Origin of the sequence: Ruminococcus turbiniformis (assembly GCF_020687545.1) — a bacterium.
GTDB classification, from domain to species: Bacteria; Bacillota; Clostridia; order Lachnospirales; family Lachnospiraceae; genus Mediterraneibacter; species Mediterraneibacter turbiniformis.
Window position 1 is genome coordinate 116,295 of sequence record NZ_JAJEQX010000001.1, and the last position, 26,874, is coordinate 143,168.

The window sequence follows — 26,874 nt, forward strand, 5'->3', positions numbered from 1 at the left end:
TGTATGATAAAAATAAAGAAATTCACAGTATACAGGAGGCCTTGCGGTATGGAACAAAAAAGCAGTAAAATTCTTGCATTTCTCATGAAAATCGGGGATCTTTTCTTTCTGAATATCCTCTATATCCTCTGCTGTATCCCCGTCGTCACGGCAGGAGCAGCCACATCGGCGCTCTATCACTGCACAGTAAAAATGGTACGGAAGGAAGAGTCTTATCTGACAAAAGATTTCTTTTCCGCATTCCGCCGGAATTTTGTAAAAGCAACGATCCTGTATCTGGCCGCTGCCGCGGTGTACGCCGTTCTTGCAGGTGATTTTTATCTGTCCCGCTTTCTGCCATCCGGCATACAGCCCCTGCTTCTTGCTGTGCTTATCATACTGGCCGTATTCTTTTCACTCATTGCAGCCTATCTCATTCCGCTTGTGGATTATTATGGAAAAAGTATAGCCGATATTGTAAAAACAGCATTCTTTCTCGCCTTCAGCCATGTATTTCGATCGTTCATCATGGTTTTTATGAATGCACTTATCCCGGCGCTGCTCCTGATCTATCCGACCTTTTTTCTCCGTATTCTCCCGCTCATCGGCTTTCTCGGATTTTCATCTGTTGCCTACGCCAATTCCCGCATCTTTCTCTCCGCCGCGGATCCGGATGCCCTGCATTCATAGACAGGACAAATCAGGACTTTTTATAGACAATATACGCGATCACTGCCGTCACTGCCTCTGCCACAGGGAAAGCGGCCCAGACTCCCGGCGCACCGAGTATCCTGCTCAGCACAAATGCGGCCGGAATGATAACAACAATATACCGGCAAAGCGAAATAATCAGCGAAGGGGCTCCTTTTCCCAGTCCTTCAAGTGCCCCTGAAGACGTCACAGATACTGCCGATACAATGAAGCCCGCGCTGATTACACGCAGCGCTGTTTCCCCGGCATGTATCGTCTCCGGAGTATGGGTAAACAGGCTCATAATCGGCTCCGGAACTGCCAGACAAATGACTGTTCCGACTGCCATAATCACGCCGCTCATACAGAGGACAATTCTGTAAATCTGGCTGACCCTCTCATGCTCTCCTGCCCCGTAATTATAACCGACCAGCGGGCGCATTCCCTGGACAAAGCCATTGGCGGGGAGATAGAGGAACGTCTGCAGTTTATAGTAAATTCCAAGCACGAGAATATAGACCTCTGAGTACGCCGCAAGGATCGCATTCAGCGACGAGATCAGAACAGACGGCAGTGCAAGATTCAGTGTCGCCGGTATACCGATGGAGTACAGTTTTAAAACCATCTCCCGGTCAGGGCGAAGCTGCTCTTTTCTGATATGTACACTGATGGAACGGGCAAAGTAGATGACGAGATAAATCACAAACGTCAGCGTCTGGCCGATCCCGGTTGCAAGTGCCGCTCCCTCGATTCCCATCTCAGGGAAGGGTCCCAGTCCGAAGATCAGTACCGGATCAAGAATAATATTGGCGACACATCCGCACATCATACTCATCATTGTAACCTTCATGCGTCCCACCGCCTGAAAGACTTTTTCAAATGTAATTCCCAGAACGACCATAACCGTAAACGCAAACGCGATGTAAGAATACCGGAGTCCCAGGTCAACGACCCGCTCTGACGAGGTAAACATCTTAAGGAAAGCCGGCATAACGGCAATACATCCGATGGTCAGTACCACGCTGTGAACCCCCGCCAGCACAAATCCCTGGGTCGCCGCGACGTCCGCTCTCTTCCGGTTCCCTGCCCCTGAATAAAAGGCAATCACCGCATTGATACCGATTCCAAATCCAATCCCCACCGCATTGATCAGATTCTGCACCGGATAGACAAGCGACAGCGCAGTCATTGCGTCCTCACTGATCTGCGCCACGAAAAAGCTGTCCACAATATTGTACAGAGAGTTTACAAGCATGGATAATACCATGGGAAGTGACATGGACAAAATCAGCGGCAGTACCGGTTTTTCTTTCATAAAGCTTTCGTTCATAATTCCTCCTCTACACAGAAAAACGCCACACAGCCATCAAAAAGATAACTGTGTGGCGAAAAGAAGACATAATCCGGAAAAATCCACTCATGGTTTTCACAGGATACTATAGAGGAATTGCCTCATTCTGTCAACCCCATATTCCATCCAGTGAACTCACTGTAATTTCATCGATCACGGCATCCTTATACGGTGTTCTGATCCAGCATTCCGTCTGATCCTTCTCCGGATAAACATTACTGGTAATACAGTATCTGCCATGCTCCGCATAGACTTCCACACTGCTGCAGTCCACAAGAATCATTATCTCCAGCATATCGCTCTCCCGACGGATGATCCGGTTCATTCTCCCTCTGCCGTACAGATCTCCGTTGTTTTTATCAAGACTTAAAATATTTTCCAGCAGATCAACCGAGATCACCGTCGCGTGGTCGCCCTTCCCGAGCACGCCGATTTCCAGATAGCGTGAACGGATCTTCTTTACATCCAGCCGGATCTGCAGCCGGAAACTTCTCGGCGTATCCGGGCGGATCATATATTTTTCTCTTGTCACTTCCACATTTTTCAGATACTCCCGGCTCTTCACAAGCGTCTCCAGCTCCTGAACCGGATAGAGGCAGATCTCATCCTCCTCATTCATCGTTACAACCCGCGGGATGCTGAAGGTTCCCCGCCAGTTTTCTACGCTTGTCGGACCCCAGTCCTCACACCAGGGCATCCAGAGCCAGCCGTTCTGCCAGGCCACCATGACACGGTTTCCATGTTTGTCGAGAAATGTCTGCGGAGCGTAATAATCAAACCCCGCATCCAGAGTCCCGATCTTCTCGATCTCGTAATTGCCTGTCGCGAAGTCCATCTGGCCGACACAGTAGAGTGCCTTGTTCAGCGTCGGATGATTCATCGGAGAACAGGTCAGCACCCATTTCCCGTTGATCTCGAAGAAATCAGGACACTCAAACATCGTCCCCATTCTTCCTCCCGAAACGAGAATTTCTCCTTTGTAAGCCCAGTCAAAAATATTGTCCGATTCATAGAGAAATATTCTTCCGTCACCGCCGTTTTCCGCTCCTCCGATCGATCCGCCGACAACCATATACCATTTTCCGTCATGTTCAAACACTTTCGGATCACGAAAATCATCTGACACTTCGGGAGACGGCTTCTCCACTACCGGGTTGCCCGCATATTTTTGAAAATGGACGCCGTCGTCAGAGTAGGCGATGCACTGTGTCTGTCTCGTTTTTCCGTCTTTTTTCACCGTTGCCGTATAAAAGATATACAGTACTCCGTCTTTCTCCACGGCGCTTCCGGAAAAGCAGCCGCCTTCCGGATGATTGTCATATGGCTGATCCGGTTTCAGAGCGATCGGCATATCCTGCCACCGTATCATATCCCTGCTGACCGCGTGCCCCCAGTGCATGGAGGCCCAGTCGCAGTTCTTTGGATTATACTGATAGAAGAGGTGATACCACCCTTTATAGTAGATCAGTCCGTTCGGATCATTCATCCAGGAGACAGGAGCCGTAAAATGATACTGCGGCCTCCATTTCTCGCTGTTCGCGCTTGTCTCCCGTTTTTTTACAATATACTCTTCAATCATATATTCTCTATCCTGATGTCCCCGAGATCTCCGTATAATACCTGGATATCCCGGTGCACATTTCCTTCATCATCTATTGTCTGATAGTAAGTCCCCCACGCCTTTCCGTTAATCCAGAAGGTTGTGTAATCCTTTTTATTAATAACCGGGTCAAAAGACATGGTCTTCTTCACCATATCGCACTCATATCCTGCAAGCGCTGGAATCAGTGTGAAACTTGACATCGGCCTGATATAGTGGTGTCCTGCCTCTGTCTCACTCCACGGGCATCTCTTATATCCGTCGTACCGGTCTCTGATGGCGCGGACAATCGTAAATGCCTCCTCGATCATCCCTTCTTTGATCATCGCAGCCGCAACCGTATATTCCACTCCGGTCCACACTTCATCACAGTATGCGAACGGGAATCTCGGTCTTCCGCCGTGCGGCCATGAGCAGAGTACCAGTCCTGCCTCATCGTTGAGCGCGTATGTTCTCTGTACATTCGGCACATCGTCCATACAGTCTCTGAAATTATATTTGTAGATTGATTCCAGCGTCTTTTTCACATGCTCTTTCGGAAGAACATATCCAAGACCTGCCGCCTGGCACATAAACTGTCCGAGGAGCTGATCTGTCAGGCAGCCTTTTCCGTACTGATAGCGGTATGCGTCCACATCCTCCAGCTCCTGAATGTAGTACTCGCCGTTAAACAGCTTCTGATCAACAAGCGGCGCTGCCTTCTCGTAGAGCGCTCTGTATTTCTCCGCCACATCCGTCTTTCCAAGATGCTCTGCCATCTCCGCCACGCCTTTAAGCGCGCCGAGATAGATCGTATTTGTCATCGTGTTCGGACCGTAAAATTCAATGTCATATGTCACATGCTGCTTTCCGTCCAGAACGCCGTCGCCATCCGTATCCCACTCTTTGATCGAGAACTCCAGAGCCTTCATCATATTGTCCCAGATTCCCTTCAGAAATTCATCGTCGCCTGTATAGCGCCACTCTCTGTAAATACGGAGGATAGATCCGAACTCTCCGTCGCATGCAGGTATCATATCCCATCTGCTCTCGCCCAGTACCTTTCTTGCGCGGAACGGCATGCATCCGTCGTCATCCAGCTCAATGTTGAACTCCACATTGCGCATGGTAATCTCCAGATCCGGGAACAGACACGCAACCGCGGTCGCATAGTTCCACACGTGGTTTACATTTCCCTGTCCGCATCCCACATAGTCACGTATTCCTTCCCATCCGAGGAAATTACCGTCTTCAATCCGGAAGCAGCAGTGGCTCTTCATGGACATAATGTTGGATGCAACGGCATCGACCACATAAGCGGGAAGCGTTGTGTTGAAAAGCGCATTCTCGAACGCCCTTGAATTTCCTTCCAGATAATCCATCTTACTGACTACATATTCTGCCACATTCCATGCATCTGTCCATTTTGTCGCATAGTAATTCTTAATCGTGTCATATCCGCCTTCACGGTATCTCTTAAGATCAGCGTCGTACTCGATCCATCCCTTCGGCCTGTTCGGGAAATACCAGGAGATCAGGAACTCAAATGTCTTTTCTTCATTGGGCTGAATCGTCTCGTAGCTGCTGATGGAGCTGATTCTCTCTTTCAGGTTCAGGAAGCTGAAGTCGTAGTGTGAAAGGAGGTCACATCCTTTTGCCTCAATCTCATCCTCTTCCGTGAGCATTCCATCCTCTGTAAAATCATCCCAGAAATCCTGCGCATTGTCTGTCCACTGTCCGTGCAGCCATTTCTTTTTGGAAATATTTGTGCTGTTTGTCGTGGAAATGGACATGCTTCCGAATTTCATATCCGTCTCTTTGAGATGTTTTGCCGTGTAGTACCAGCCTCTGATTCCGTCTTCCTCTCTGTATTCGTTCTGAACCTCATCGACCAGCTTTACATTATTGAACACATCATATCCGTCAAAACCTACTACATTTGCCATCGTTCCGACAACTGACACATCAATTGGGCGATCCGTCGGGTTTTTCACCTTATAGCGGATCACTGCAACCGGAATCCCGGAATCATCTGCATTCAAGGGAATAAACGGGGTAAATGCTTCCATCTTTACCGTAACCGGCACTTTGCTGTCCTTTAAATCCACATAGACAAACGGCTGTTTTCCTACCATCTTTGACTCTTCAAAACGCGGAATGCCTGCAAGTTCCCCATTCAGAAAGCCGTGGGATTTATAAAACGGCGGGCAAAGCTTTGATTCAAGGATCCTGCTGACCGGCTCTTTGCCTTCCTCTTTTGTCCAGATTGCAAAAAATGAAAACGGAACAAACTGTCCTTTCCCCGGCCAGTTGAAAATTTCCCAGTCTCTTAACTCGCCTCTCGCTCCCACGGAAATATTGCCGGTTCCGAGGCCTCCGAGAAGAAATTTGGCGACAGACGCATCTCTCTGATAGGAGATTTCTCCCCCTGTCGCAAACAGATCTGCTTTCGAGTGCAGTTTTTTTGTATCCATGATAAAATCCTCCTGATATTTCTTTTTTATCCTTTTACTCCTACATGCGTCATACTCTTTACAATCCACTTCTGGCCGATGATAAATACGATCAGAACCGGAATTACCGCCAGTACGACCGCCGCGAACTCCACGTTGTCCCCTGTCGCGAACGGCTGGCGCAGCGAAAGGATTCCCACGGGGAGAGACAGCTTCTCAGTATCGTTGATCATAATAAATGTTGTAAAGTAATCATTCCATGAAAACGTAAAAACAATAATTGCAAGAGAGGCGAGCGTGGACTTTGCCATCGGGAGCATCACCGAGAAAAATGTCCGGATCGGCCCCGCGCCGTCGAGGGCGGCCGCCTCGTTCAGATCCTTCGGGACACTTAAGAAAAACTGCCGCATCATAAAGATGCCGAACGCGCCCGCAAGTCCCGGGCATGTGGCCCCGAATATGGACGGCAGCGTCACTGCCCATGAAGTATTGATTACGCCGAGGAACGTCATGATTCTGTACAGGGACACGATCGTCACCTGCACCGGAACCATCATCGCGACCATCATGAGGAAAAACATGAAATTTTTCCCTTTAAACTGAAATTTCGCATATGCATATCCCGCCAGCGCGCCGTGCACCACCATCCCGGCCGTGATCACCGTACTCATGAACAGACTGTTTTTCATGAAGGTGAAAAACGGAATGGAATCGGAGAAAAGCTGCTGGAAATACTTCAGGTTCCACTCGGAAGGAGAAGGCGGCAGCCACTTCGGCGGCAGCGCGATCGCCTCATTATAGGGCCGCAGCGAAGCCGAGAATACCCAGAGGAACGGCGCGATCATGACAAAGGCGATCATTGTCATGATGACGGCCAGAATCACATGGCTGACTTTAATCGTATGGCCGAAAATATGTATCTTCTTACTCATAATGTACCCACCACCTGCTTCCTACAAACTGAATAAACGTGACAATGGCAATCAGGACCAGCAGCAGCATCGACAGCGCCGACGCGACTCCGTAATCGAACGAGGTGAAGCCCTTCTCCGCGATCAGCATGACCAGGCTCCGCGAGGAATCTCCCGGCCCTCCTCCTGTCAGCACGTAAATCGATTCGTAAATTCTGAGCGCTCCCGTCACATTCATAATCAGCACAAAGAAGATCTGCGGGGACGCCAGCGGTACGATAATCTTCCGGAATCTCTGGAACGGTCCGGCCCCGTCGATCTGCGCCGCTTCCAGAAGGCCTTTGTCCACGTTCTGGAGGCCGGCGAGGATCAGGAGCATGGACATGCCCGCGTTCTTCCACACATCCAGAATCAGCACTGCGATCTTGGACATGGACTGGGAGCTGAGCCATCCCACTTCCGATATGCCGAACAGGCCGAGATAATAGTTGATCAGACCAGAGTCTGTCTGGAAAAACGCCTGCCAGATGATGGACACAAAGGTCAATGCGCAAAGAGACGGGAAGAAGTAGATCGACCGGAAAAACACGTTTACCTTCTTCGGAAGAATATCATCTACCAGAACCGCCAGAATCAGTCCCACTCCTGTATTTCCGATGGAACACAGGATCGTGTACCAGATGGTGTTTTTCAGCGCGGTCAGAGACCTTCCGTCGCTTAAAATTTCCTTATAGTTTGAGAGGCCGGTAAAAGTGGATTCCCCCGTAAACAGATTGTAATCCTGAAACGAAGTGACCAGCACCCAGATTACCGGTATGAGCACAAATCCCAAAAAACCGATAAAGGACGGAAGTGCAAACAGATACGCGGCCCGCGTCTCTTTTCCGTTCTTTCTTTTCTTTTTCTTACCCGACATTTTCTGTTTCCTTCCTGTTTTTCATCCGCGCACAGGATCTCCTGTCCGGGATTTCCTATGCGCGGGATTCAATTCATCATTTCCTGCTGTGTTCTGTCCGTTCCGTCCTGTCAGCCTATCGCGCTCTCCACCTGGGACTGTGCGGCATCCAGCGCGGCCTGCGGATCCTGTGCTCCGGAGAATACTTCTTCCATCGCTCTTGTAAAGGTTGTCTGGAGATCACCGAAATAAGTCGGTGCGCATACCGGTTTCGAGATTGTGATTGCTGTCCACAGTCCGCTGATATTATCCGGCGTAGTTCCCATGATTTCCGGATCGGTCGCGAGGCTTTCGGTCGGCGGGATCTGCTGTCCGCCTGCCGCAGTCGCCTTCATTGTCTCCTCGGATACCATTTCCTTCAGAAGATCGACTGCCAGGTCCTGGTTGGTCGGGTTCTTTCCGAGGCACCATGCAGAGCCGCCGTATACGGAGCTTTCCTCCTTATTTACCGGCCACTGTACACAGTCAAAGTCGTCGTTTGTAAGTCCGGCGTCCTGCCATGCGTCAAGCTGCCATCTTCCTGCTCCTACCATGGCCAGCTGGCTGGAGGAGAACATAGTATATACATCAGAACTGATCGGGTCCGGCGTAATCTTCTCGTCTACCAGCTTTTTCAGAAATTCGACGGATTCCACCATGCCTTCGCTGTTGACCGTCGGATTTCCGTCGTCGTCCGTCAGATACGCCCCGTTTGAAGTCCACCATGGCGTCAGCTGGAAGAACGCGCTCGCCAGCCCGTATCCGTATACGGAACCGTCGTCCTTTGTCAGCTGCTTCGCGATGTCATAAAACTCATCCCATGTCCAGCCGTCCTCGGGATATGCGATTCCCGCGTCGTCAAACATATGCTTGTTAAAGTACATTACCATTGTCTGCGTACCGCTCGGAAGCCCGTAAAGCTTGCCGTCCACCGAAAAACCGGTCAGAAGAGATTCCGCGAACTCACCCTTTAACTGGGTCAGGTATTCATCCCCGCTCACAATATCATCCAGCGGCTGGATCAGATCGTTCTCCACCGCCATCTGTGCCGCTTCAAGGCCAAGGTTAATAACATCCGGCGCCTCTCCGGAAGTCGTCATTGTAATCCATTTCTGAATAAAATCAGACCATTCTGTAACGGGTACACATGTCTGCTCTACCGTTACATCAGGATACTCTTCATTAAACCGTGCAATCGCATCATTAGCGATGGATTCTTCTACCGTACTTCCCCAGTTGAGAACTCTGAGTGTTGTGCCTTCTCCGCCTGATGAAGAGCTGTCGGATGAAGATGAACTGTCCGACGAGGAACTGTCCGAGCTTCCGCCCGAGCTGCAGGCAGCCATAGAGAATACCATTGTTCCTGCCAGTGCCAGTGCAAATAATTTCTTCATTCTGCTTTTCATAATTTCCCTCCATTGTAATTTTTTTACTTTGTTTCCAGTTTATGGAACCCGTTCCATATTTGAGTTTTTAAAAAAGAATCCCCTCAAAGAATCCTTTTTTAACTGTACGTACCTCTTTTGTAGCTTCATTATAAGCCTGTAAATATCTTATGTCAATAGAAAAATGCAATTTTATTATTATTTTTACACTCATGGAACGGGTTCCTTCCATTCTCTTTTTGTGCATTTTCACATATATCACTTTGCCATTTCAGCAAATTCGTTTAAAGTCGTTGCTCCTTTCTTTACTTTTACGTCCAGAATCACCTTATGATCTTTCAACTCTTTTCCCTCTATCATATCGCAAATAATCCCTACCAGTTCTCTGGCAATCTGCGGAACAGGCTGCTCGATCGCCGTAATCTCCGGCGTAACCGTCTCCGTAACATACGTTCCGTCATATGCCACAAGCTTCAGATCATCCGGTACCTTCCTGCCCTGGCTGTATGCTGCCTTTATGCAGTATGCCATCAAAAGGTCCGCGCCGAACACTCCGTCTATATCCGGATTTCCCGCCAGCACCTGCCTCGTCACATCTTTGAAATATTGAGTGTCGAACCGGTTCCACAGAAGCTCCACTGATGTAACTCCTGCACCGTGTTCCCTCATATACCGCTCAAATTCCATATGGCGCTCATGAGACGGGGACGTCACAACTTTTGCCCCGTGAAACTGCAATACATTTCTGCAGCCACTCTCATAGAGCATCTGAGCAGCCAGGCGGCCTCCGACTTTATGATCCACGCGGACAACCGGTATCCTGTCCCCCAGCACACGGTCAAACGCCACAATCGGTTTGCTTATCTTCTGATAAGACTCCACATCAAGAGAATGGACACCTGTAATAATACCGTCCACAATATTCCGCTCCAGCATATTCAGGTACTCTTTTTCACTGTTCTTTTCCTTGAACGTGTCGCAGAGCATCGTCTTATATCCTCTCTCATAGAGGATCGTCTCAATATTTTTCACAAGTTCGGAGAAAAAAGGATGCGACACATCCGGCATCAGAACCGCAATAATTCCCGATCTCTTGTGGTAGAGCTGTCTTGCCAGTTCATTCGGTGTATAATTCAGCTCTTCCATTGCCTGAACGATCTTCTTTCTCGTCTCTTCTGATACATACCCGCTCCCGTTGAGCACACGTGAAACCGTGGCCACGCCGACGCCGGCCAGTTTCGCGACATCCCGGATTCCTGCCATTTTCCCTCTCTCCTTATCCCATCATCTTCTGTTTTGAGCTTTCATATAAAAGTGCATCCCACTCGTCAATTATAATAATAAACCTGCTGCCCGATGCATCACTTATATCGCTCAGAGCAACCGGCAGAGAGCGCCCCTCTGATGTCATAGCCGGAAAAGCTTCCACCAGTTCGTTTATTACTTCCTGCTGCATATATTTTACAGTATCTCTAACGTCTTCCACAGTCGATATAAACCATGTAATATCAAGATAAGCATCTGTGTCGCATATGATTTTCCGAATCGACGCGGACGGCTGACACATGTCAGCTTGTCTTTTGTCCCCAAAGTACTGTTGACATATTCAATCAGATCTGTCTTATCGACATACAGTCCTTTTCTGATTGCCTGGAAACCCGAATTGCCAAGATTTAAATAGCGCCCCACTTATTGTCCTCCCGCAAAAACACATGCACCTGCAAGTTCTTTGAATTAATCATAATTATACCAAAGCTGTCTTCCCTTTACAAGGAGCCATACCCTTATGATTTTCAACTGATTTTCACGTATATGGCATCATTACTTATCCTATCAACAATAATCGAATAATAAAAAACTGCCGCACAGTTTTTCACCGCACGGCAGCATTTTTATTCGGTCCATTATGCAATTAGATCTCATCAACCACAGCTGTCTCTTCCTCTTCCAGAGAATCTTCGTATCTCTCCAGAATTGTTGTCTGAATCCTCTCTCTTGTACCTGAATTAATCGGATGAGCGATATCACGGTATTCTCCGTCAAGAGCTTTCTTGCTCGGCATCGCTATAAATAATCCTTTCTCGCCCTCTATCACCTTAATATCATGAACAACAAACTCGTCATCAATCGTAATAGATACAACGGCTTTTAATTTCCCCTCTTTCGCAACTTTGCGTACACGTACATCTGTGATCTGCATAATCTCCAGGTCTCCTTTCTCTACTGCATTATCATGCGGGGCCTGTAAGCCGAACATAGATGAAGTATCTCTGTGCCCCTGCCTCTTTCGTCTGCCTTCTCAGGGTCATAACGCATAACGTTCGTTCTTTTCAACTACAACCTTTACTCCATTTTCACCGACATGTCTTGTGTTTGCTCTTATTGTATCACGGCTCTCCACAATGCAGTTTTCTATATACGTGTTGTCACCGAGATATACATCATTCAATATGATAGAATTTTTAATCACACAGTTATTTCCCACAAAGACTTTTTTAAAAATAACAGAGTTCTCGACGGTTCCGTTAATGATGCTTCCGCTTCCGACAAGGCTGTTCTTAACAACCGCACCCGGGTTGTATTTTGCCGGAGGCTGATCGCTCACTTTTGAAAATACGTTTGGAAGCTCCTTGAAAAAGTAATTTCTGACTTCCGGTTTCAGGAAATCCATATTTGTCTTGTAATACGCGTCTACTGTTGAGATATTGCTCCAGTAGCTGTTTATTTTATACCCGTATATCTTTTTCAGATTCTTGTAGCGTATAAGGATATCGGAGACGAAATCATGTCTCTCCTCCTCCGCACAGTGCTCCACGAGATCAATGAGCTGGCGCCGCCGGATGACATAGATCCCTGTTGATACGGTCTGTGAATGCGCTACCATGGGCTTTTCTTCAAATTCTTCGATGCGGCTTGACTCGTTCATCCGGATCGTGCCGAATCTTGTTGCGTCCTCGCCGGGTCCAAGTTCCTTGCAGACCACGGTGATATCCGCCTTTTTCGCGATATGGTATTCAAGCACTTTATTGTAGTCGAGCTTGTACACCGCATCGCCTGATGTAATAATCACATACGGCTCATGGCATTTTCTCAGAAAATCAAGGTTCTGGTAAATGGCATCTGCCGTTCCCCGGTACCAGTAGCCGTTGTCGGCTGTGATTGTCGGGGTAAATACATACAGTCCTCCCTGTTTCCTCCCGAAATCCCACCATTTTGAGGAATTCAGATGTTCGTTGAGTGACCTGGCATTGTACTGTGTCAGCACCGCAACTTTCTGAATATGAGAATTAGTCATATTGCTCAGCGCAAAGTCTATGGCGCGGTAACTGCCTGCTACCGGCATTGCCGCAACCGCGCGCTTTGCCGTCAGCTCATGCATCTTTCTGCTGTTTCCGCCTGCCAGGATAATTCCTACTGCTCTCATATTCTGTCACCTGCCTTTATCAATGTTTCACCGCTTTCCAGCACGCCGCCGCTGTAGTCCTCAGCCGTCGTAACTCCGCTGATGGCAGTGTTCTTTCCAATCTGTACGCCGGATGGAATCACAGAATTCTCCCCGATCGTCGCCAGACCGCCGCTGTAAATATTCGGCTTGAACTTGTTGGGCACTTCACTTCCGATTCCGATCGCGACATTGTCACCGATTACGGTATCCTCCGCGATAATCGCCTTTTCAATCACACAGTTTTCGCCGATCGTGACTCCCTGCATAATAATGGAATCACGCACAACGCTGCCTTTTCCCACCGTCACGCTGCCTCCGAGCACAGAGCTGTGAACTTCTCCGTATATCTCCGAGCCGTTGCTGATAATACACCGGTCTACCACACCCTGCTCCGCGATATACTGAGGTGGAATATTCGCGCTGTTTGTGTAGATCTTCCAGAATTCCTCATACAGATTGAATTCCGGTATGATATCGATCAGCTCCATATTTGCTTCCCAGTAGGAACTTAATGTACCCACATCTTTCCAGTAACCGTTATACTCATAGGCAAACAGCCTGTCCCCTTTTCCGTGACAGTAAGGAATGATGTGTTTTCCGAAATCGCAGTTTGGCTGGTCTTTCAGCTTAATCAGCGCATCCCGCAGCACCGGCCAACTGAAGATATAGATACCCATAGACGCCAGATTGCTGCTTGGTTTCTCCGGTTTTTCCTCAAACTCGCTGATTCGTCCGTCGCCGTCTGTCACGACAATGCCGAATCTGCTGGCTTCCTCCATCGGAACAGGCATTGCGGCAATCGTCACATCCGCCTTGTTCGCCTTATGGAAATCCAGCATGACTTCATAATCCATTTTATAAATATGATCCCCGGAAAGTATCAGTACATAATCCGGATTATAAGTCTCCATATAATTTAGATTCTGATAGATCGCGTTTGCCGTTCCCGTATACCACTCACTGTTTGAGCTTTTCTCATACGGTGGAAGAATAGACACTCCGCCGACATTGCGGTCCAGATCCCACGGAATACCGATACCGATATGCGTATTCAAACGCAGCGGCTGATACTGTGTCAGCACGCCTACGGTATCGATTCCCGAATTAATACAGTTGCTCAGCGGGAAATCAATAATCCTGTACTTTCCGCCAAAGGCCACTGCAGGTTTCGCGACCTTAGCCGTAAGGACTCCCAGTCGACTGCCCTGTCCGCCCGCCAACAGCATGGCAATCATTTCCTTTTTAAACATTGCGTCACCTCATTTCTGGTTATATGTCCATATTATACCATATATTTGTAGTTAGAGAATAATTATTTACAATTTTTTATGTTTTTTTTTTGTCTTTTTGTTATTTTCGCACAAAAAGAACTTCTTTTAATTTTTTCTATATATAGTATAATATAAAAAGCCGAGAAATTTTATGACAGGTAAATTAAATTTTTTGAGATATAGAAAGAAGGAGCATCCCATGTATAAAATCGATTTTAACCACCCGATCCATATCCATTTTATCGGCATCGGAGGCATCAGCATGAGCGGTCTCGCGGAAATTCTTCTCGAGGAGGGTTTTACGGTATCCGGCTCAGATTCAAAGGAGTCTCCGCTCACGAAAAAACTGGAATCTGAAGGCGCTCATATTGCCTACGGGCAGAAAGCGGAAAATATTACTCCCGGGATTGGCTGCGTGGTTTATACTGCTGCAATCCACCGGGATAATCCGGAGCTGATCGAGGCTGTTGCGCAGAAAATTCCCATGCTTACCCGTGCGGAACTTCTCGGACAGCTCATGAAAAATTACGACACTCCGATTGCGGTATCCGGAACTCACGGAAAGACAACGACCACTTCCATGATCTCTCATATCCTTCTGGAAGGCGAACTTGATCCCACAATCTCTGTGGGCGGTATTTTAAAGGCGATCGGCGGCAATATCCGCGTCGGACACTCCGGAACATTTATCACCGAAGCGTGTGAGTATACGAACAGTTTTCTCCACTTCTTCCCGAAGATCGGCGTGATTCTCAATATTGAAGAAGATCATCTGGACTTCTTTAAAGATCTGGAGGATATCCGCCATTCGTTCCATCAGTTTGCCGCGCTGCTGCCGGATGACGGAACACTTGTCATCAACGGAGATATCACGGACTATCCTGAGATTTACCGCGGGCTCACCTGCAATGTGGTGACATACGGTTCTTCCTCTGATTTTGACTACAGCGCTGACAATGTCGCCTACGATGAGCGGGGCTGTGTTTCCTTTGATCTGATCAAACACGGGGAATGCGTTGACCATATCGCCCTCTCTGTAACCGGTGACCACAATGTCTCCAATGCACTCTCCGCCATCGCTGTTGCGGATCTCTTAGACATTCCTGTGGATGTGATTAAACGGGGACTGCTTTCCTTCACCGGCACAGACCGGAGATTTGAATACAAAGGAAAATTCGGAGGAGTGACTGTAGTAGACGACTATGCGCACCATCCCACTGAGATTGAAGCCACTTTAAAAGCCGCAAAACATTACCCGCACAACAGCGTATGGTGCGTGTTCCAGCCGCATACCTACACAAGGACAAAGGCATTTTTCCACGAGTTTGCGGAAGCGCTCTCACATGCGGATCACCTCGTTCTCGCAGATATCTATGCGGCCAGAGAGACCGATACTCTTGGAATCTCCTCCGCTGATCTTGCGAAAGAAGCGGAAACGCTCGGAACCGATGCGCACTACTACCCCTCATTCGAGGAGATCGAGACATTTTTGCACGACAACTGCCGCCCCGGTGATCTTCTTATCACAATGGGCGCTGGAGATATTGTCACAGTAGGTGAAGAACTTCTTAAAAAATATTCTGAGTAAGCTGCTCTTCTGCCGGAAGAGAATCCCCTGTTCACAGGGGCTGCAGGAGTTATCCACACTTTCTGCACACAGTTATCTACAAAAAAGGCTGAGTTACCCACGAAAAAACACTTTATCAACCCGGCAGGGAAATGTTATATTAATGACGTAAGGAAAGCGGATCGCCGAATCCGCTTTCTATCTTGTAACGGCGAAATTAACGAAAGTGGGACAGAATATTTATGAAGACATTAACTTTAAAAAACAAATTTCAGACGAACGCGACACTGCTGCCGAACGATTTTATTGACAACTATATGATTGATGCGAACGGGGAATTTGTCAAAGTATATCTTTTTCTTCTGCGCCATTTGGACGACCCCTGCTCCTCGCTTACGATCTCGGTGATTGCAGACTGCCTGAATAATACGGAGGCCGATATTCTGCGTGCTTTCAGATACTGGGAAAAGGCAGGGCTTCTTCACATTGAACAGGATCCTGAGGGAAAGATCACCGGTCTGGAGCTTTTAAAGACTACAGGAGCGCACAGGACTTCCGCTGCCGCTCACACCGTTCCCTCTGCTGAAAAGGGCGCGCCTGCAGCGGAAGAAGCGGAAGAAACTGAAAAGATTCTGTCCGCGCCCTCCCCGAAGGCATCTCCGGCGAAAGCGGTTCCCATTGATGAATTCCGGGCCCAGAAAGAGATCCGTTCGCTTCTCTTTATCGCAGAACAGTATCTCGGTAAAACGCTGACGCATACAGAAATGGAAACAATCACCTATTTTTATGATACTCTTCACATGTCTGCGGATCTGATCGAATACCTGATTGAATCCTGCGTGGAAAATGGTCACAAAAGTATGCATTATATACGGAAGGTTGCTTTTTCCTGGGTCGAAGAAGGGATTCAGACAGTCTCCCAGGCAAAGGAACAGTCTTCTTTATACAGCCGGAACTGTTATACGGTACTTAACGCATTTGGCATAAAGAACAGAGGACCGGCCTCATCGGAACTTGTTTACATTAAGAAATGGGCGGAAGAATACGGATTTTCATCCGACATCATCGAGGAAGCGTGCCGGCGCACTATCGCAGCCACACACCAGCCAAGCTTTGAGTACGCGGACTCTATCCTGACAAAGTGGCACGGCAGAAACGTCCGCCATCTCAAGGATATTATTCCGCTGGATGAAGCCTACCAGAAAGAGCGCTCTTCCGGAAAAGTATCCGCGAAACCAAGAACTGCCCCGAAAAATCTAAATAATTTCGAGCGGCGCAGCTATGATATGGATTCCCTTGAGGAACAGTTACTGAACAGCAATTAGAAGGAGTACATACATGGCACTTAAAAATTCACAGTATTATGCGATCATGCGGGAATATGAGAAAACACGGATGAAAAACCATGATATCCAGAATGCCCGCTATGAAGAAGTTTATAAAAAGCTTCCGGAATTTAAGACTCTCGACGAGTCCATATCCATCCTTTCCGTGCAGTACGGAAAGAAGCTCTTAAACGGGGATGAGAAGGCGCTTTCATCCCTGAAGGAAGAGCTGGAGATTCTGCGCAGCAGCAAAAAAAATCTTCTTCTCTCCGGCGGTTTCCCGGAAGACTATCTGGAACCGGTATACGACTGTCCTGACTGCAAGGACACCGGGTATATCGGAAATGAAAAATGCCACTGTTTTAAACATGCCATCATACAGCTTCTGTATGAGCAGTCAAACATGAAAGAATTTCCTTCTGAAGCGTCATTTGACAACTTCAGTCTTGATTTTTACTCTTCTACACAGTATGATAAAACAACCGGGAGGTCTGCCCGGGAAATGATGGAAGATACGCTGAAGATCTGCCGCCGTTTCATCGATACATTCGATGACGAGTTCCAGAATCTCTTCTTTTACGGCAGCGTGGGAGTCGGGAAAACCTTTCTCTCCACATGCATTGCCCGCGAGGTTATGAACCGTGAGCACTCTGTGCTGTACTTTTCAGCCCCGCAGCTTTTCAGCGCACTTGCCCAGACCAAATTTGACCGGAACAATACAGATGCGAAAAATATGAGCGACTACATTTTCAGCTGTGATCTTCTGATCATTGATGATCTCGGAAGCGAATACACAAACGCCTTTACCGCCGCTCAGTTTTTTTCCTGTATTAATGAAAGACTCATTCACCGGAAATCAACGATCATCTCAACAAATCTGTCGCTGGAATCGCTTGCCGATCTCTATACGGAGCGCTCCTTTTCCAGAATCACGAGCAGTTATGCCATGCTGAAGATGATCGGTGATGATATACGAATCAAGAAAAAGCTAAAGCACAGGGAGGATCATTGATGTTACGCCGAACAGAACGTATCTTAGAAAACATTCCGGTAGGAAGTCTTGGGATGATTGCACTGCCGGGATGTGAAGACCTCGGAAAAAAAGTGGACGACTATCTGGTACAGTGGCGCCATGAAAGCGGCCATGAATACAAAGATGACATCGCGTTTTCCGGATATGAAAAAGACACTTATCTGGTCGATGCACGTGTCCCAAGATTCGGCTCCGGGGAGGCAAAAGGAATCCTCGGTGAATCCGTCCGGGGAAAAGACCTGTATCTTCTGGTTGATGTATGCAATTACAGTGTTACTTACTCACTTACCGGCCAGATCAACCATATGTCTCCGGATGATCACTTCCAGAATCTGAAGAGAATCATCGCTGCAATCGGCGGAAAAGGCCGTCGCATCAACGTTATCATGCCTTTTCTGTACGAGAGCCGCCAGCACAAAAGAAATTCCAGAGAATCTCTTGACTGCGCCCTGGCCCTTCAGGAACTTGTGAGAATGGGCGCTGAAAATATTATTACTTTCGACGCGCATGACCCGAGAGTTCAGAATGCAATTCCTCTCAGCGGTTTTGAGACAGTCTCACCCACTTACCAGTTCATCAAAGGACTGCTGAGAACCGTCAAAGATCTGCAGATCGACAGCGATCATATGATGGCAATCAGTCCGGACGAGGGCGGTACAAACCGCGCTGTATATCTTGCAAACGTGCTCGGACTTGATATGGGAATGTTCTATAAACGGCGGGATTACACGCAGATCGTGAACGGACGCAATCCGATCATTGCCCATGAATTCCTCGGAAGCTCTGTCGAGGGAAAAGACGTCATCATTATCGACGATATGATTTCCTCCGGCGACAGCATTATTGACGTGGCGACGGAGCTCAAGCGCAGAAAGGCAAAACGTATCTTTGCCGCAGCAACGTTTGGTCTCTTTACAAACGGCCTTGACAAGTTTGATAAGGCCTATGAGAACGGAATCATCACCGGTATCCTCACAACGAATCTGATTTATCAGACACCGGAACTCCTGTCCAAGCCTTATTACATCAACTGTGATATGAGTAAATATATTGCTCTTATCATTGACACACTCAATCATGACGGCTCGATCAGCTCTATCTTAAGTCCGAACGAAAGGATCCAGAACGTCATCCGCAAATACAGAAACGGAGAGCCGGTATAACCAGCTCTCCTTATATATTATGTGCATATGAAGATAAACAGAAAAACACTATCCGACATATTTTTTACCGTATTTATGCTGCTGTCGGCAACAGGCATTTCTTTTGCCTTTTTCTATCTCGGCAATCAAAACGTGGCAAATATCACTGTCATTTATACGCTTGCCCTGATTCTTACCGCATTGTATACATCAGGATATGTGTACGGAATTATTTCCGCACTGTTCTGTGTCATCGCGGTAAACTACTTTTTCTCGTATCCGTTTTTTAAGTTTAATTTTACACTGGACGGATATCCCGTTACTTTTATCGGGATGCTTGCAATTTCCATTTTTTCAAGCACCACTACAACCACACTCAAGAAGCAGCAGCGGGCGATTGCCGAGCGGGAAAAGGCGCTTGTAGAGGCAGATAAAGAAAAGCTGCGGGCGAATCTTCTTCGCGCGGTTTCCCATGATCTGCGGACACCTCTGACCAGTATTATAGGCTCCTCCACATCGTTTCTCGAAAATTACCACGAACTGGAGGAAGAGGAACAGATGGAGCTGGTGACCAATATTAAAGAAGATTCCCAATGGCTGCTGAATATGGTGGAAAACCTTCTGACGGTCACGCGAATCAATGACAGCGCAGCGGATAAAGTGAAGAAATCGCCGGAAATTGTCGAAGAAGTGGTTTCTGAGGCGATACAGCGGCTGCGCAAAAGGCTGCCTGATATCCGGATCAGAGTGTCGATGCCCAATAATTTTCTCATGCTGTCCATGGATCCTACACTGATCGAACAGGTTCTGATTAATCTGCTTGAAAATGCCTTTATTCACTCCGGAAGCACCGAACCGATTGACCTCATTATCCGCGAGGGAGAAGATATCATTACATTTACTGTGAGAGATTATGGAAGTGGAGTAGAGGAAAACCGGCTTCCTCATATTTTCGAGGGCCAGCAGCTCTCCTCAGACAGCGTGGACGGACACAAGGGAATGGGAATCGGTCTGTCGATCTGCAAAACGATCATACAGGCTCACGGCGGGCAAATCACCGCTTTAAACCACAATCAGGGAGCAGAGTTTACTTTTACTCTTCCGAAAGAAAAGGAGGATACAGAAAATGACTAAGCTTTCAGTACTGATCATAGAAGATGAAAAGAATATCCAGACATTTATGGGAAAAGTCCTTAAACGGCATGATTATCGTATATTATATGCGGATACCGGCACGGAGGGCCTGGAGCTTATACGTTCCCAGTGCCCTGATATCATCCTGCTTGATCTGGGACTCCCGGACATGAACGGCAGCGAAATTATAGAAAACGTGCGTACATGGACGAGCACGCCGATTATTGTAATTTCCGCCCGGACCTCAGAAAAAGAAAAGGTAATGGCACTGGATCTGGGCGCCGACGACTATATCACAAAGCCCTTCGGCACCTCAGAGCTTCTGGCCCGCATACGCGCATCCCTGCGCCACAGCAACCGCCTCCGCACGAACAGTACGCTCTATATCCGCCCGTACAGGCATGGCGATATGTTACTCGATTTCTCGAAACGGATTCTGACAATCGGATCATCTGAGATTCATCTTACGCCGATCGAATACAAGATCGTCGCATACCTTGCTCAGAATTCCGGTAAGGTTATCACCTACGCTTCTATTCTGTCAAACGTATGGGGGCCTTATGCGGACGGGGACAACAAGATCCTCCGCGTAAATATGGCCAATATCCGGCGTAAAATCGAGGATGATCCTGCCCAGCCCAAATATATTTTCACAGAGGTAGGGGTCGGATACCGGATGGCGGAGGACGAAGAGGAAACGACCTGAAGCGGCGTGCTAAAATGTTGTTAAGGACATAACAAATCCGTTCCATTTGCCGCTCATTTCTTCTAAAATAGAGGGCAGTTAGTTTTTGACAGAAGGAGTGTGCAGCAATTATGAATATCGGATTTCTTATACTTATGATTGTCGGAGGCGCGGCAGGACTTTTTTCAACATTGTACATACTTATCAGTCTTCCGTATATGATCATAAAGAAAGTCTACAGAAAAGCAAAATACGGCATTTCTCTTTTTGATTAGGTGCCGGTTTTCTGTAAAACGAAAAATCCGCCGAAGCCGGGGTGCGTTGCTGCTTTCGTCCCCGGTTCCGGCGGATTTTTCATTATATCTGTTGATATATATTTCTATTTATATAAGTTATACAAGACCTGCCGTACTCTCCTCCAGCTGTCTCTTCGCCTCTCTGATCGCCGACAGTTCTTCCTCTGTTACCTTGTCCAGCCTGCATTTTGAGACGAGTTTCTGAAGGGTATGGCTGTCATTCCTGATCTGTTTCTTTCTGGCTCTGTCAAGCTGCTTTCCCATCGCTTTTACCGTCTGCTCCGTCTTGTTGAGAAGTGTCTGCGCTTCGCCCAACAGTTCCACACCCTCTCTTCTCACCTGATCCTGTCCGGCATAGTTCTGAGCGTCACGGATTGCCTGCTCGATCTCATTCTCCGACATTCTGTCATCCGCCGTAATTGTTATGGACTGCTGTTTTCCGGTATCAAGATCTTTTGCCGAAACTTTCAGGATTCCGTTCGCATCGATGTCAAAGGTCACTTCAATCTGAGGCACTCCGGCCGGAGCCGCCTTGATCCCTTTCAGCTTAAAACGCCCGATTGTCTTGTTATCCCTTGCCATAGGCCGTTCTCCCTGAAGCACATGAATCTCCACGTTTCGCTGATAGGGAGCCGCAGTGGAAAAGATGCGGGAATATCTTGTCGGAAGCGTCGTATTTCGCTCTACCAGGCGGGTTGCCACACCTCCTACCGTCTCAATTGAGAGACTTAACGGCGTCACATCGAGAAGCAGTAGCTCCTGTCCTGTTCCCGCAGCGACAAGCCCTTTCCCCTGGAGTGTACTGCCGAGAATTGCAGCTCCCTGAGCCACACATTCATCGGGATTAATATTTCTGGACGGCTCCTTTCCGGTCAGCTGTCTGACCTTCTCCTGTACAGCCGGTATTCTTGTTGATCCTCCCACGAGGAGCACCTTTCCGAGTGCGGACGGTTCTACATGCGCATCGTTCAGAGCATTGCGCACCGGGTCCGCAGTTCTCTCGATCAGATCACGCACCATATTCTCAAATTCCGCCCGGGTAAGGGTAAGATCCGGATGAATCGGTTCCCCTTTTACTGTTGTAAGATAAGGAAGCACAATCTGCGTACTTGCAGAAGCGGACAGCTCCTTTTTGGCCTGTTCAGCCGCGTCTCTGATTCTCTGCATCGCCGCGAAGTCTTTCCTCACATCCGCATTATATTCCGAACGGATCTTCCCGGCAATCCAGTCCGTTACGCGCGCGTCAAAATCATCTCCCCCGAGGTGGTTGTCTCCCGCCGTGGCAAGCACCTCGATTACGCCCTCGCCAATCTCAATAATCGAGACATCGAACGTTCCGCCGCCCAGGTCATATACCATGACTTTCTGAGTTTCTCCGTGATTCAGCCCATACGCAAGAGCCGCGCTCGTCGGCTCATTAATGATGCGCAGCACATTCAGCCCGGCGATCCTTCCGGCGTCCTTTGTCGCCTGTCTCTGTACATCGTTAAAATACGCAGGAACTGTGATCACCGCGTCTGTCACTGTCTCCCCGGTAAAATCCTCTGCGCTCTTTTTCAGCTGCATCAAAATCATAGCGCTGATCGTCTGCGGCTTATATTCCTTTCCGTCGATCCTGCAGCTCCAGTCCGTACCCATATGTCTTTTAATGGAACTGATTGTCCTCTCAGGGTTTGTCACGGCCTGTCTGCGGGCGCTCTCCCCCACAAGCCGCTCCCCTTTTTTGGTAAACGCCACAATACTCGGAGTTGTCCTGCTTCCGGAGTCCGCCGGTATAATCACAGGCTTCTCATTCTCTACCACTGACACGCAGCTGTTAGTCGTTCCAAGATCAATTCCTATTACTTTTCCCATATTTTTGTCATCTCCCTGCAAAAAATAACAGGGCACTCAGCGGAATATTTCTATTCCGCCGGGTGCCCCCTCGTTATTCTGATTTATTCCTCTGTATCAAGGTTTTCTTCATCTCCGGCATCTGCATCATCAGACAGTTCCGCATCTGAAACATCCGCGTCAGCATCCGCCATATCTGCTCTCATTTCTTCCCCTTCAGCCATGTCCGTATCCATCGCCTCCGTCTCTTCGCCGAGATCAAGTTCCAGTTCATCGTCAAGGCTGAGTTCTTCATCAATATGAATATCTGTGTTAAGCGCCACGTCTCGGTACTTCTTCATACCAGTACCCGCCGGGATATGCTTACCGATAATGACATTCTCTTTCAGACCAATCAGGTGGTCCACCTTACCCTTGATCGCCGCTTCTGTCAGGACCTTTGTCGTCTCCTGGAAGGATGCGGCTGACAGGAAGGAGTCTGTTGCCAGGGAAGCCTTTGTGATACCGAGCATGATCTGCTCACCCACTGCCGGCGTCTTACCTTCTTCCTCAAGCTGCTTATTCACATCCTCAAACTCAAGAACATCTACCATTGTTCCCGGAAGGAATTCGGAATCTCCCTTCTCCTCGATGCGCACTTTCTTAAGCATCTGACGCACGATCACTTCGATATGCTTGTCGTTGATATCAACACCCTGCAGACGGTATACACGCTGCACTTCACGGAGCATGTAGTCCTGCGCCGCGCGCAGTCCCTTGATCTTCAGGATATCGTGCGGATTCACACTACCTTCTGTGAGTTCATCTCCGGCCTCAAGCATAGCGCCATCCTGAATCTTGATGCGGGATCCGTACGGAATCAGGTATGCCTTGGACTCGCCGGTCTGCTCGTTTGTAACGATGACTTCGCGTTTCTTCTTTGTATCACTGATTGTCGCCTTTCCGGCAAACTCTGTGATAATCGCAAGACCCTTCGGCTTTCTCGCCTCGAAAAGCTCCTCTACACGGGGAAGACCCTGTGTGATATCGTCACCGGCAACTCCTCCGGTATGGAACGTACGCATTGTAAGCTGTGTACCAGGCTCACCGATGGACTGGGCAGCCACGATTCCGACAGCCTCTCCCACCTGTACGACTTCTCCGGTCGCCATGTTCGCGCCGTAGCACTTCGCACACACACCGTCTTTGCAGCGGCAGGTAAGGATCGTACGGATCTTCACTTTCTCGATCGGATCACCCTTCTCGTTTACACCCTGTTTGATCACGCGCTCTGCACGGCGAGGTGTAATCATGTGGTTCGCCTTGACAATCATGTTGCCGTCTTTGTCTTTGATATCCTCGCATGCAAATCTTCCGGTAATACGGTCCTGAAGGCTCTCGATCTCCTCGTTACCGTCAAGGAACGCATGTACATACATTCCCGGGATCTCGTCGCCAGGCTGTACGCAGTCAGAATCATGAATGATAAGCTGCTGTGATACATCGACAAGACGTCTTGTCAGGTATCCGGAGTCGGCCGTACGAAGCGCCGTATCGGACAGACCTTTACGGGCGCCATGCGCGGACATGAAATACTCCAGTACGTCAAGACCTTCACGGAAGTTGGACTTGATCGGCAGCTCAATAGTACGTCCTGTCGTATCAGCCATCAGTCCACGCATACCTGCGAGCTGTTTGATCTGCTTGTCAGAACCACGGGCTCCGGAGTCCGCCATCATGAAGATGTTGTTGTATTTATCCAGACCGGAAAGCAGCGCGTCCGTAAGCTTGTCGTCGGTTGCCTTCCATGTCTCTACGACTTCTTTGTAACGCTCTTCCTCTGTGATAAGACCGCGCTTGTAGTTCTTCGTGATCCTGTCCACAGTGTTCTGAGCTTCCTCGATCATCTGCGGTTTCTGCGGCGGCACGGTCATATCCGAGATCGATACCGTCATGGCCGCGCGTGTGGAGAATTTGTATCCGATGGATTTTACATCATCCAGCACTTCCGCAGTCTGAGTCGCGCCATGTGTGTTGATGACTTTCTCGAGGATCTGCTTTAACTGCTTCTTGCCTACATGGAAGTCAATCTCCATGAGCAGTTCGTTTCCGGGCACTTCTCTGTCCACGAAACCGAGATCCTGCGGAATGATTTCGTTGAACAGCAGACGCCCCAGAGTTGCGTCGATCGTTCCTGTCTTCACTGTTCCGTCAGGCATCGTCTTGGAAACGCGAACCTTGATCTGTGAATGCAGGGTGATATATCCGTTCTCGTAAGCGAGAATGGCCTCGCTCACACTCTTGAAGAACATACCCTCGCCCTTTGCGCCCGGTCTCACCTGTGTCAGGTAGTAGATACCGAGAACCATATCCTGTGAAGGAACGGCTACCGGACCTCCGTCGGACGGTTTCAGCAGGTTGTTCGGAGAGAGAAGCAGGAAACGGCACTCTGCCTGTGCCTCTACGGAAAGCGGCACATGGACAGCCATCTGGTCACCGTCAAAGTCTGCGTTGTACGCCGTACAAACGAGCGGATGCAGCTTGATTGCCTTACCTTCTACAAGGATCGGCTCAAACGCCTGAATACCAAGTCTGTGCAGCGTGGGGGCACGGTTTAACATAACCGGGTGCTCTTTGATTACTTCCTCGAGCACATCCCATACCTCCGGCTGGAGTCTCTCTACCATTTTCTTTGCATTCTTTATATTGTGAGCTGTACCGTTTGCCACAAGTTCCTTCATAACGAACGGTTTGAACAGCTCAATCGCCATCTCTTTCGGAAGACCGCACTGATAAATCTTAAGCTCCGGTCCGACGACGATAACGGAACGTCCGGAATAGTCGACACGTTTTCCAAGCAGGTTCTGACGGAAACGTCCGGATTTACCTTTCAGCATGTCGGAAAGAGATTTCAGAGCTCTGTTTCCGGGGCCTGTAACCGGACGGCCGCGGCGTCCGTTGTCGATCAGCGCGTCAACCGCCTCCTGAAGCATACGCTTCTCGTTGCGCACGATGATGTCCGGAGCGCCCAGCTCAAGCAGTCTCTTCAGACGGTTGTTTCTGTTGATAATTCTTCTGTAAAGATCGTTTAAGTCGGATGTCGCGAAACGTCCTCCGTCCAACTGCACCATCGGGCGCAGATCAGGCGGAATGACCGGAATCGCTGTAAGGATCATCCACTCCGGACGGTTGCCCGACTCAAGGAACGCCTCCACAACTTCCAGTCTCTTTACGATTCTGGCACGTTTCTGGCCTGTCGCATTCTCAAGCTCTTTCTGAAGGTCATTGCACTCCTTCTCCAGATCAATAGCCTCGAGAAGCTCTTTGATCGCCTCGGCACCCATGCCTACACGGAAAGCGCCGCTGCCCCATTTTTCTCTCTGCTCCTGATACTCCGTCTCAGAGAGGATCTGTCTGTTCTGCAGATCCGTCTCTCCCTTGTCAAGAACAATGTAAGATGCGAAGTAAAGCACTCTCTCCAGCGTTCTCGGAGAGATATCCAGAATCAGTCCCATCCGGCTCGGGATTCCCTTGAAATACCAGATGTGTGATACAGGAGCCGCAAGTGCGATATGTCCCATACGCTCACGGCGCACGCTTGCCTTTGTGACCTCAACGCCGCACCGGTCGCACACTACGCCCTTATAGCGGATTTTCTTATATTTACCGCAGTGACACTCCCAGTCCTTGCTGGGTCCGAAAATCCTCTCACAGAACAGTCCGTCCTTCTCAGGCTTTAACGTTCTGTAGTTGATCGTCTCAGGCTTTGTAACCTCGCCTCTTGACCACTCCAGTATTTTTTCCGGTGAAGCCAGACCGATTCTGATCGCATCAAATGTTAACGGTTCATATTGTTGTTCATTGTTATTTGGCATAGATATG

22 protein-coding genes are annotated in these 26,874 nt (G+C 48.6%); 8 read left to right on the plus strand and 14 right to left on the minus strand.

The features are described from left to right. Window positions 1-48 precede the first annotated feature (48 nt). Entirely contained in the window at window positions 49-669 is a 621-nt protein-coding gene (locus LKD70_RS00610; protein ID WP_227706119.1) for a YesL family protein, read from the plus strand. A gap of 10 nt (window positions 670-679) precedes the next feature. Here LKD70_RS00610 and LKD70_RS00615 read toward each other — a convergent pair whose 3' ends face one another. The 12 genes from LKD70_RS00615 to LKD70_RS00670 form a co-directional block, all read right to left on the minus strand. Beyond that, complete coding sequence (locus tag LKD70_RS00615; protein WP_227706120.1) at window positions 680-1,999, minus strand: MATE family efflux transporter; 1,320 nt, start codon at window positions 1,997-1,999, stop codon at window positions 680-682. A gap of 130 nt (window positions 2,000-2,129) precedes the next feature. Further along, entirely contained in the window at window positions 2,130-3,599 is a 1,470-nt protein-coding gene (locus tag LKD70_RS00620; RefSeq protein WP_227706121.1) for a glycoside hydrolase family 32 protein, read from the minus strand. Then, a complete protein-coding gene (locus tag LKD70_RS00625; RefSeq protein ID WP_227706122.1) occupies window positions 3,596-6,073 on the minus strand; it encodes a GH116 family glycosyl-hydrolase in 2,478 nt (825 codons plus the stop codon). The genes LKD70_RS00620 and LKD70_RS00625 overlap by 4 nt, the downstream gene beginning before the upstream one ends. 26 nt (window positions 6,074-6,099) lie before the next feature. After that, the gene (locus LKD70_RS00630; RefSeq protein WP_227706123.1) at window positions 6,100-6,984 is read right to left on the minus strand and encodes a carbohydrate ABC transporter permease; all 885 of its coding nucleotides are present in this window, start codon (window positions 6,982-6,984) and stop codon (window positions 6,100-6,102) included. Next, a complete protein-coding gene (locus LKD70_RS00635) occupies window positions 6,977-7,879 on the minus strand; it encodes a carbohydrate ABC transporter permease (RefSeq protein WP_227706124.1) in 903 nt (300 codons plus the stop codon). Before LKD70_RS00635 ends, LKD70_RS00630 begins: the two co-directional genes overlap by 8 nt. 110 nt (window positions 7,880-7,989) lie before the next feature. Further along, complete coding sequence (locus LKD70_RS00640; protein ID WP_227706125.1) at window positions 7,990-9,303, minus strand: ABC transporter substrate-binding protein; 1,314 nt, start codon at window positions 9,301-9,303, stop codon at window positions 7,990-7,992. A gap of 237 nt (window positions 9,304-9,540) precedes the next feature. Continuing rightward, on the minus strand, window positions 9,541-10,545 hold the full coding sequence (locus LKD70_RS00645; protein WP_227706126.1) for a LacI family DNA-binding transcriptional regulator: 1,005 nt from the start codon (window positions 10,543-10,545) through the stop codon (window positions 9,541-9,543). A 13-nt stretch (window positions 10,546-10,558) separates the two neighbouring features. Further along, on the minus strand, window positions 10,559-10,849 hold the full coding sequence (locus LKD70_RS18575; protein ID WP_227706237.1) for a hypothetical protein: 291 nt from the start codon (window positions 10,847-10,849) through the stop codon (window positions 10,559-10,561). Beyond that, window positions 10,744-10,971 (minus strand): AAA family ATPase, encoded by a 228-nt coding sequence (locus LKD70_RS18660; RefSeq protein WP_227706127.1) that lies wholly within the window; start codon window positions 10,969-10,971, stop codon window positions 10,744-10,746. Before LKD70_RS18660 ends, LKD70_RS18575 begins: the two co-directional genes overlap by 106 nt. A gap of 223 nt (window positions 10,972-11,194) precedes the next feature. Then, the gene (spoVG, locus tag LKD70_RS00660) at window positions 11,195-11,482 is read right to left on the minus strand and encodes a septation regulator SpoVG (protein ID WP_227706128.1); all 288 of its coding nucleotides are present in this window, start codon (window positions 11,480-11,482) and stop codon (window positions 11,195-11,197) included. 105 nt (window positions 11,483-11,587) lie between these two features. Next, the gene (gene glgD, locus LKD70_RS00665) at window positions 11,588-12,706 is read right to left on the minus strand and encodes a glucose-1-phosphate adenylyltransferase subunit GlgD (RefSeq protein ID WP_227706129.1); all 1,119 of its coding nucleotides are present in this window, start codon (window positions 12,704-12,706) and stop codon (window positions 11,588-11,590) included. Continuing rightward, window positions 12,703-13,977, minus strand: coding sequence for a glucose-1-phosphate adenylyltransferase (locus LKD70_RS00670; protein ID WP_227706130.1), 1,275 nt, complete (start codon window positions 13,975-13,977; stop codon window positions 12,703-12,705). Before LKD70_RS00670 ends, glgD begins: the two co-directional genes overlap by 4 nt. 220 nt (window positions 13,978-14,197) lie before the next feature. Between LKD70_RS00670 and murC the strand changes: the two genes are divergently transcribed. From murC to LKD70_RS00705, 7 genes are all read left to right on the plus strand, one after another. Beyond that, entirely contained in the window at window positions 14,198-15,586 is a 1,389-nt protein-coding gene (gene murC, locus LKD70_RS00675) for a UDP-N-acetylmuramate--L-alanine ligase (protein ID WP_227706131.1), read from the plus strand. A 221-nt stretch (window positions 15,587-15,807) separates the two neighbouring features. Further along, a complete protein-coding gene (locus tag LKD70_RS00680) occupies window positions 15,808-16,890 on the plus strand; it encodes a DnaD domain protein (RefSeq protein WP_227706132.1) in 1,083 nt (360 codons plus the stop codon). Between the two features lie 13 nt (window positions 16,891-16,903). Next, entirely contained in the window at window positions 16,904-17,902 is a 999-nt protein-coding gene (locus LKD70_RS00685) for an ATP-binding protein (protein WP_227706133.1), read from the plus strand. Then, the gene (locus LKD70_RS00690) at window positions 17,902-19,086 is read left to right on the plus strand and encodes a ribose-phosphate pyrophosphokinase (protein WP_227706134.1); all 1,185 of its coding nucleotides are present in this window, start codon (window positions 17,902-17,904) and stop codon (window positions 19,084-19,086) included. The genes LKD70_RS00685 and LKD70_RS00690 overlap by 1 nt, the downstream gene beginning before the upstream one ends. Before the next feature lie 75 nt (window positions 19,087-19,161). Further along, a complete protein-coding gene (locus LKD70_RS00695) occupies window positions 19,162-20,199 on the plus strand; it encodes a sensor histidine kinase (RefSeq protein ID WP_407690874.1) in 1,038 nt (345 codons plus the stop codon). Next, on the plus strand, window positions 20,192-20,905 hold the full coding sequence (locus tag LKD70_RS00700) for a response regulator (RefSeq protein ID WP_227706136.1): 714 nt from the start codon (window positions 20,192-20,194) through the stop codon (window positions 20,903-20,905). Before LKD70_RS00695 ends, LKD70_RS00700 begins: the two co-directional genes overlap by 8 nt. A gap of 110 nt (window positions 20,906-21,015) precedes the next feature. Further along, window positions 21,016-21,159: a hypothetical protein gene (locus LKD70_RS00705; RefSeq protein WP_227706137.1), complete on the plus strand. Its 144-nt coding sequence runs from the start codon at window positions 21,016-21,018 to the stop codon at window positions 21,157-21,159. 117 nt (window positions 21,160-21,276) lie between these two features. Here LKD70_RS00705 and dnaK read toward each other — a convergent pair whose 3' ends face one another. Further along, window positions 21,277-23,034, minus strand: a complete 1,758-nt coding sequence (gene dnaK, locus LKD70_RS00710) for a molecular chaperone DnaK (RefSeq protein ID WP_227706138.1) — start codon at window positions 23,032-23,034, stop codon at window positions 21,277-21,279. 83 nt (window positions 23,035-23,117) lie between these two features. Then, a complete protein-coding gene (gene rpoC, locus LKD70_RS00715) occupies window positions 23,118-26,867 on the minus strand; it encodes a DNA-directed RNA polymerase subunit beta' (protein WP_227706139.1) in 3,750 nt (1,249 codons plus the stop codon). Between the last annotated feature and the right edge of the window lie 7 nt (window positions 26,868-26,874).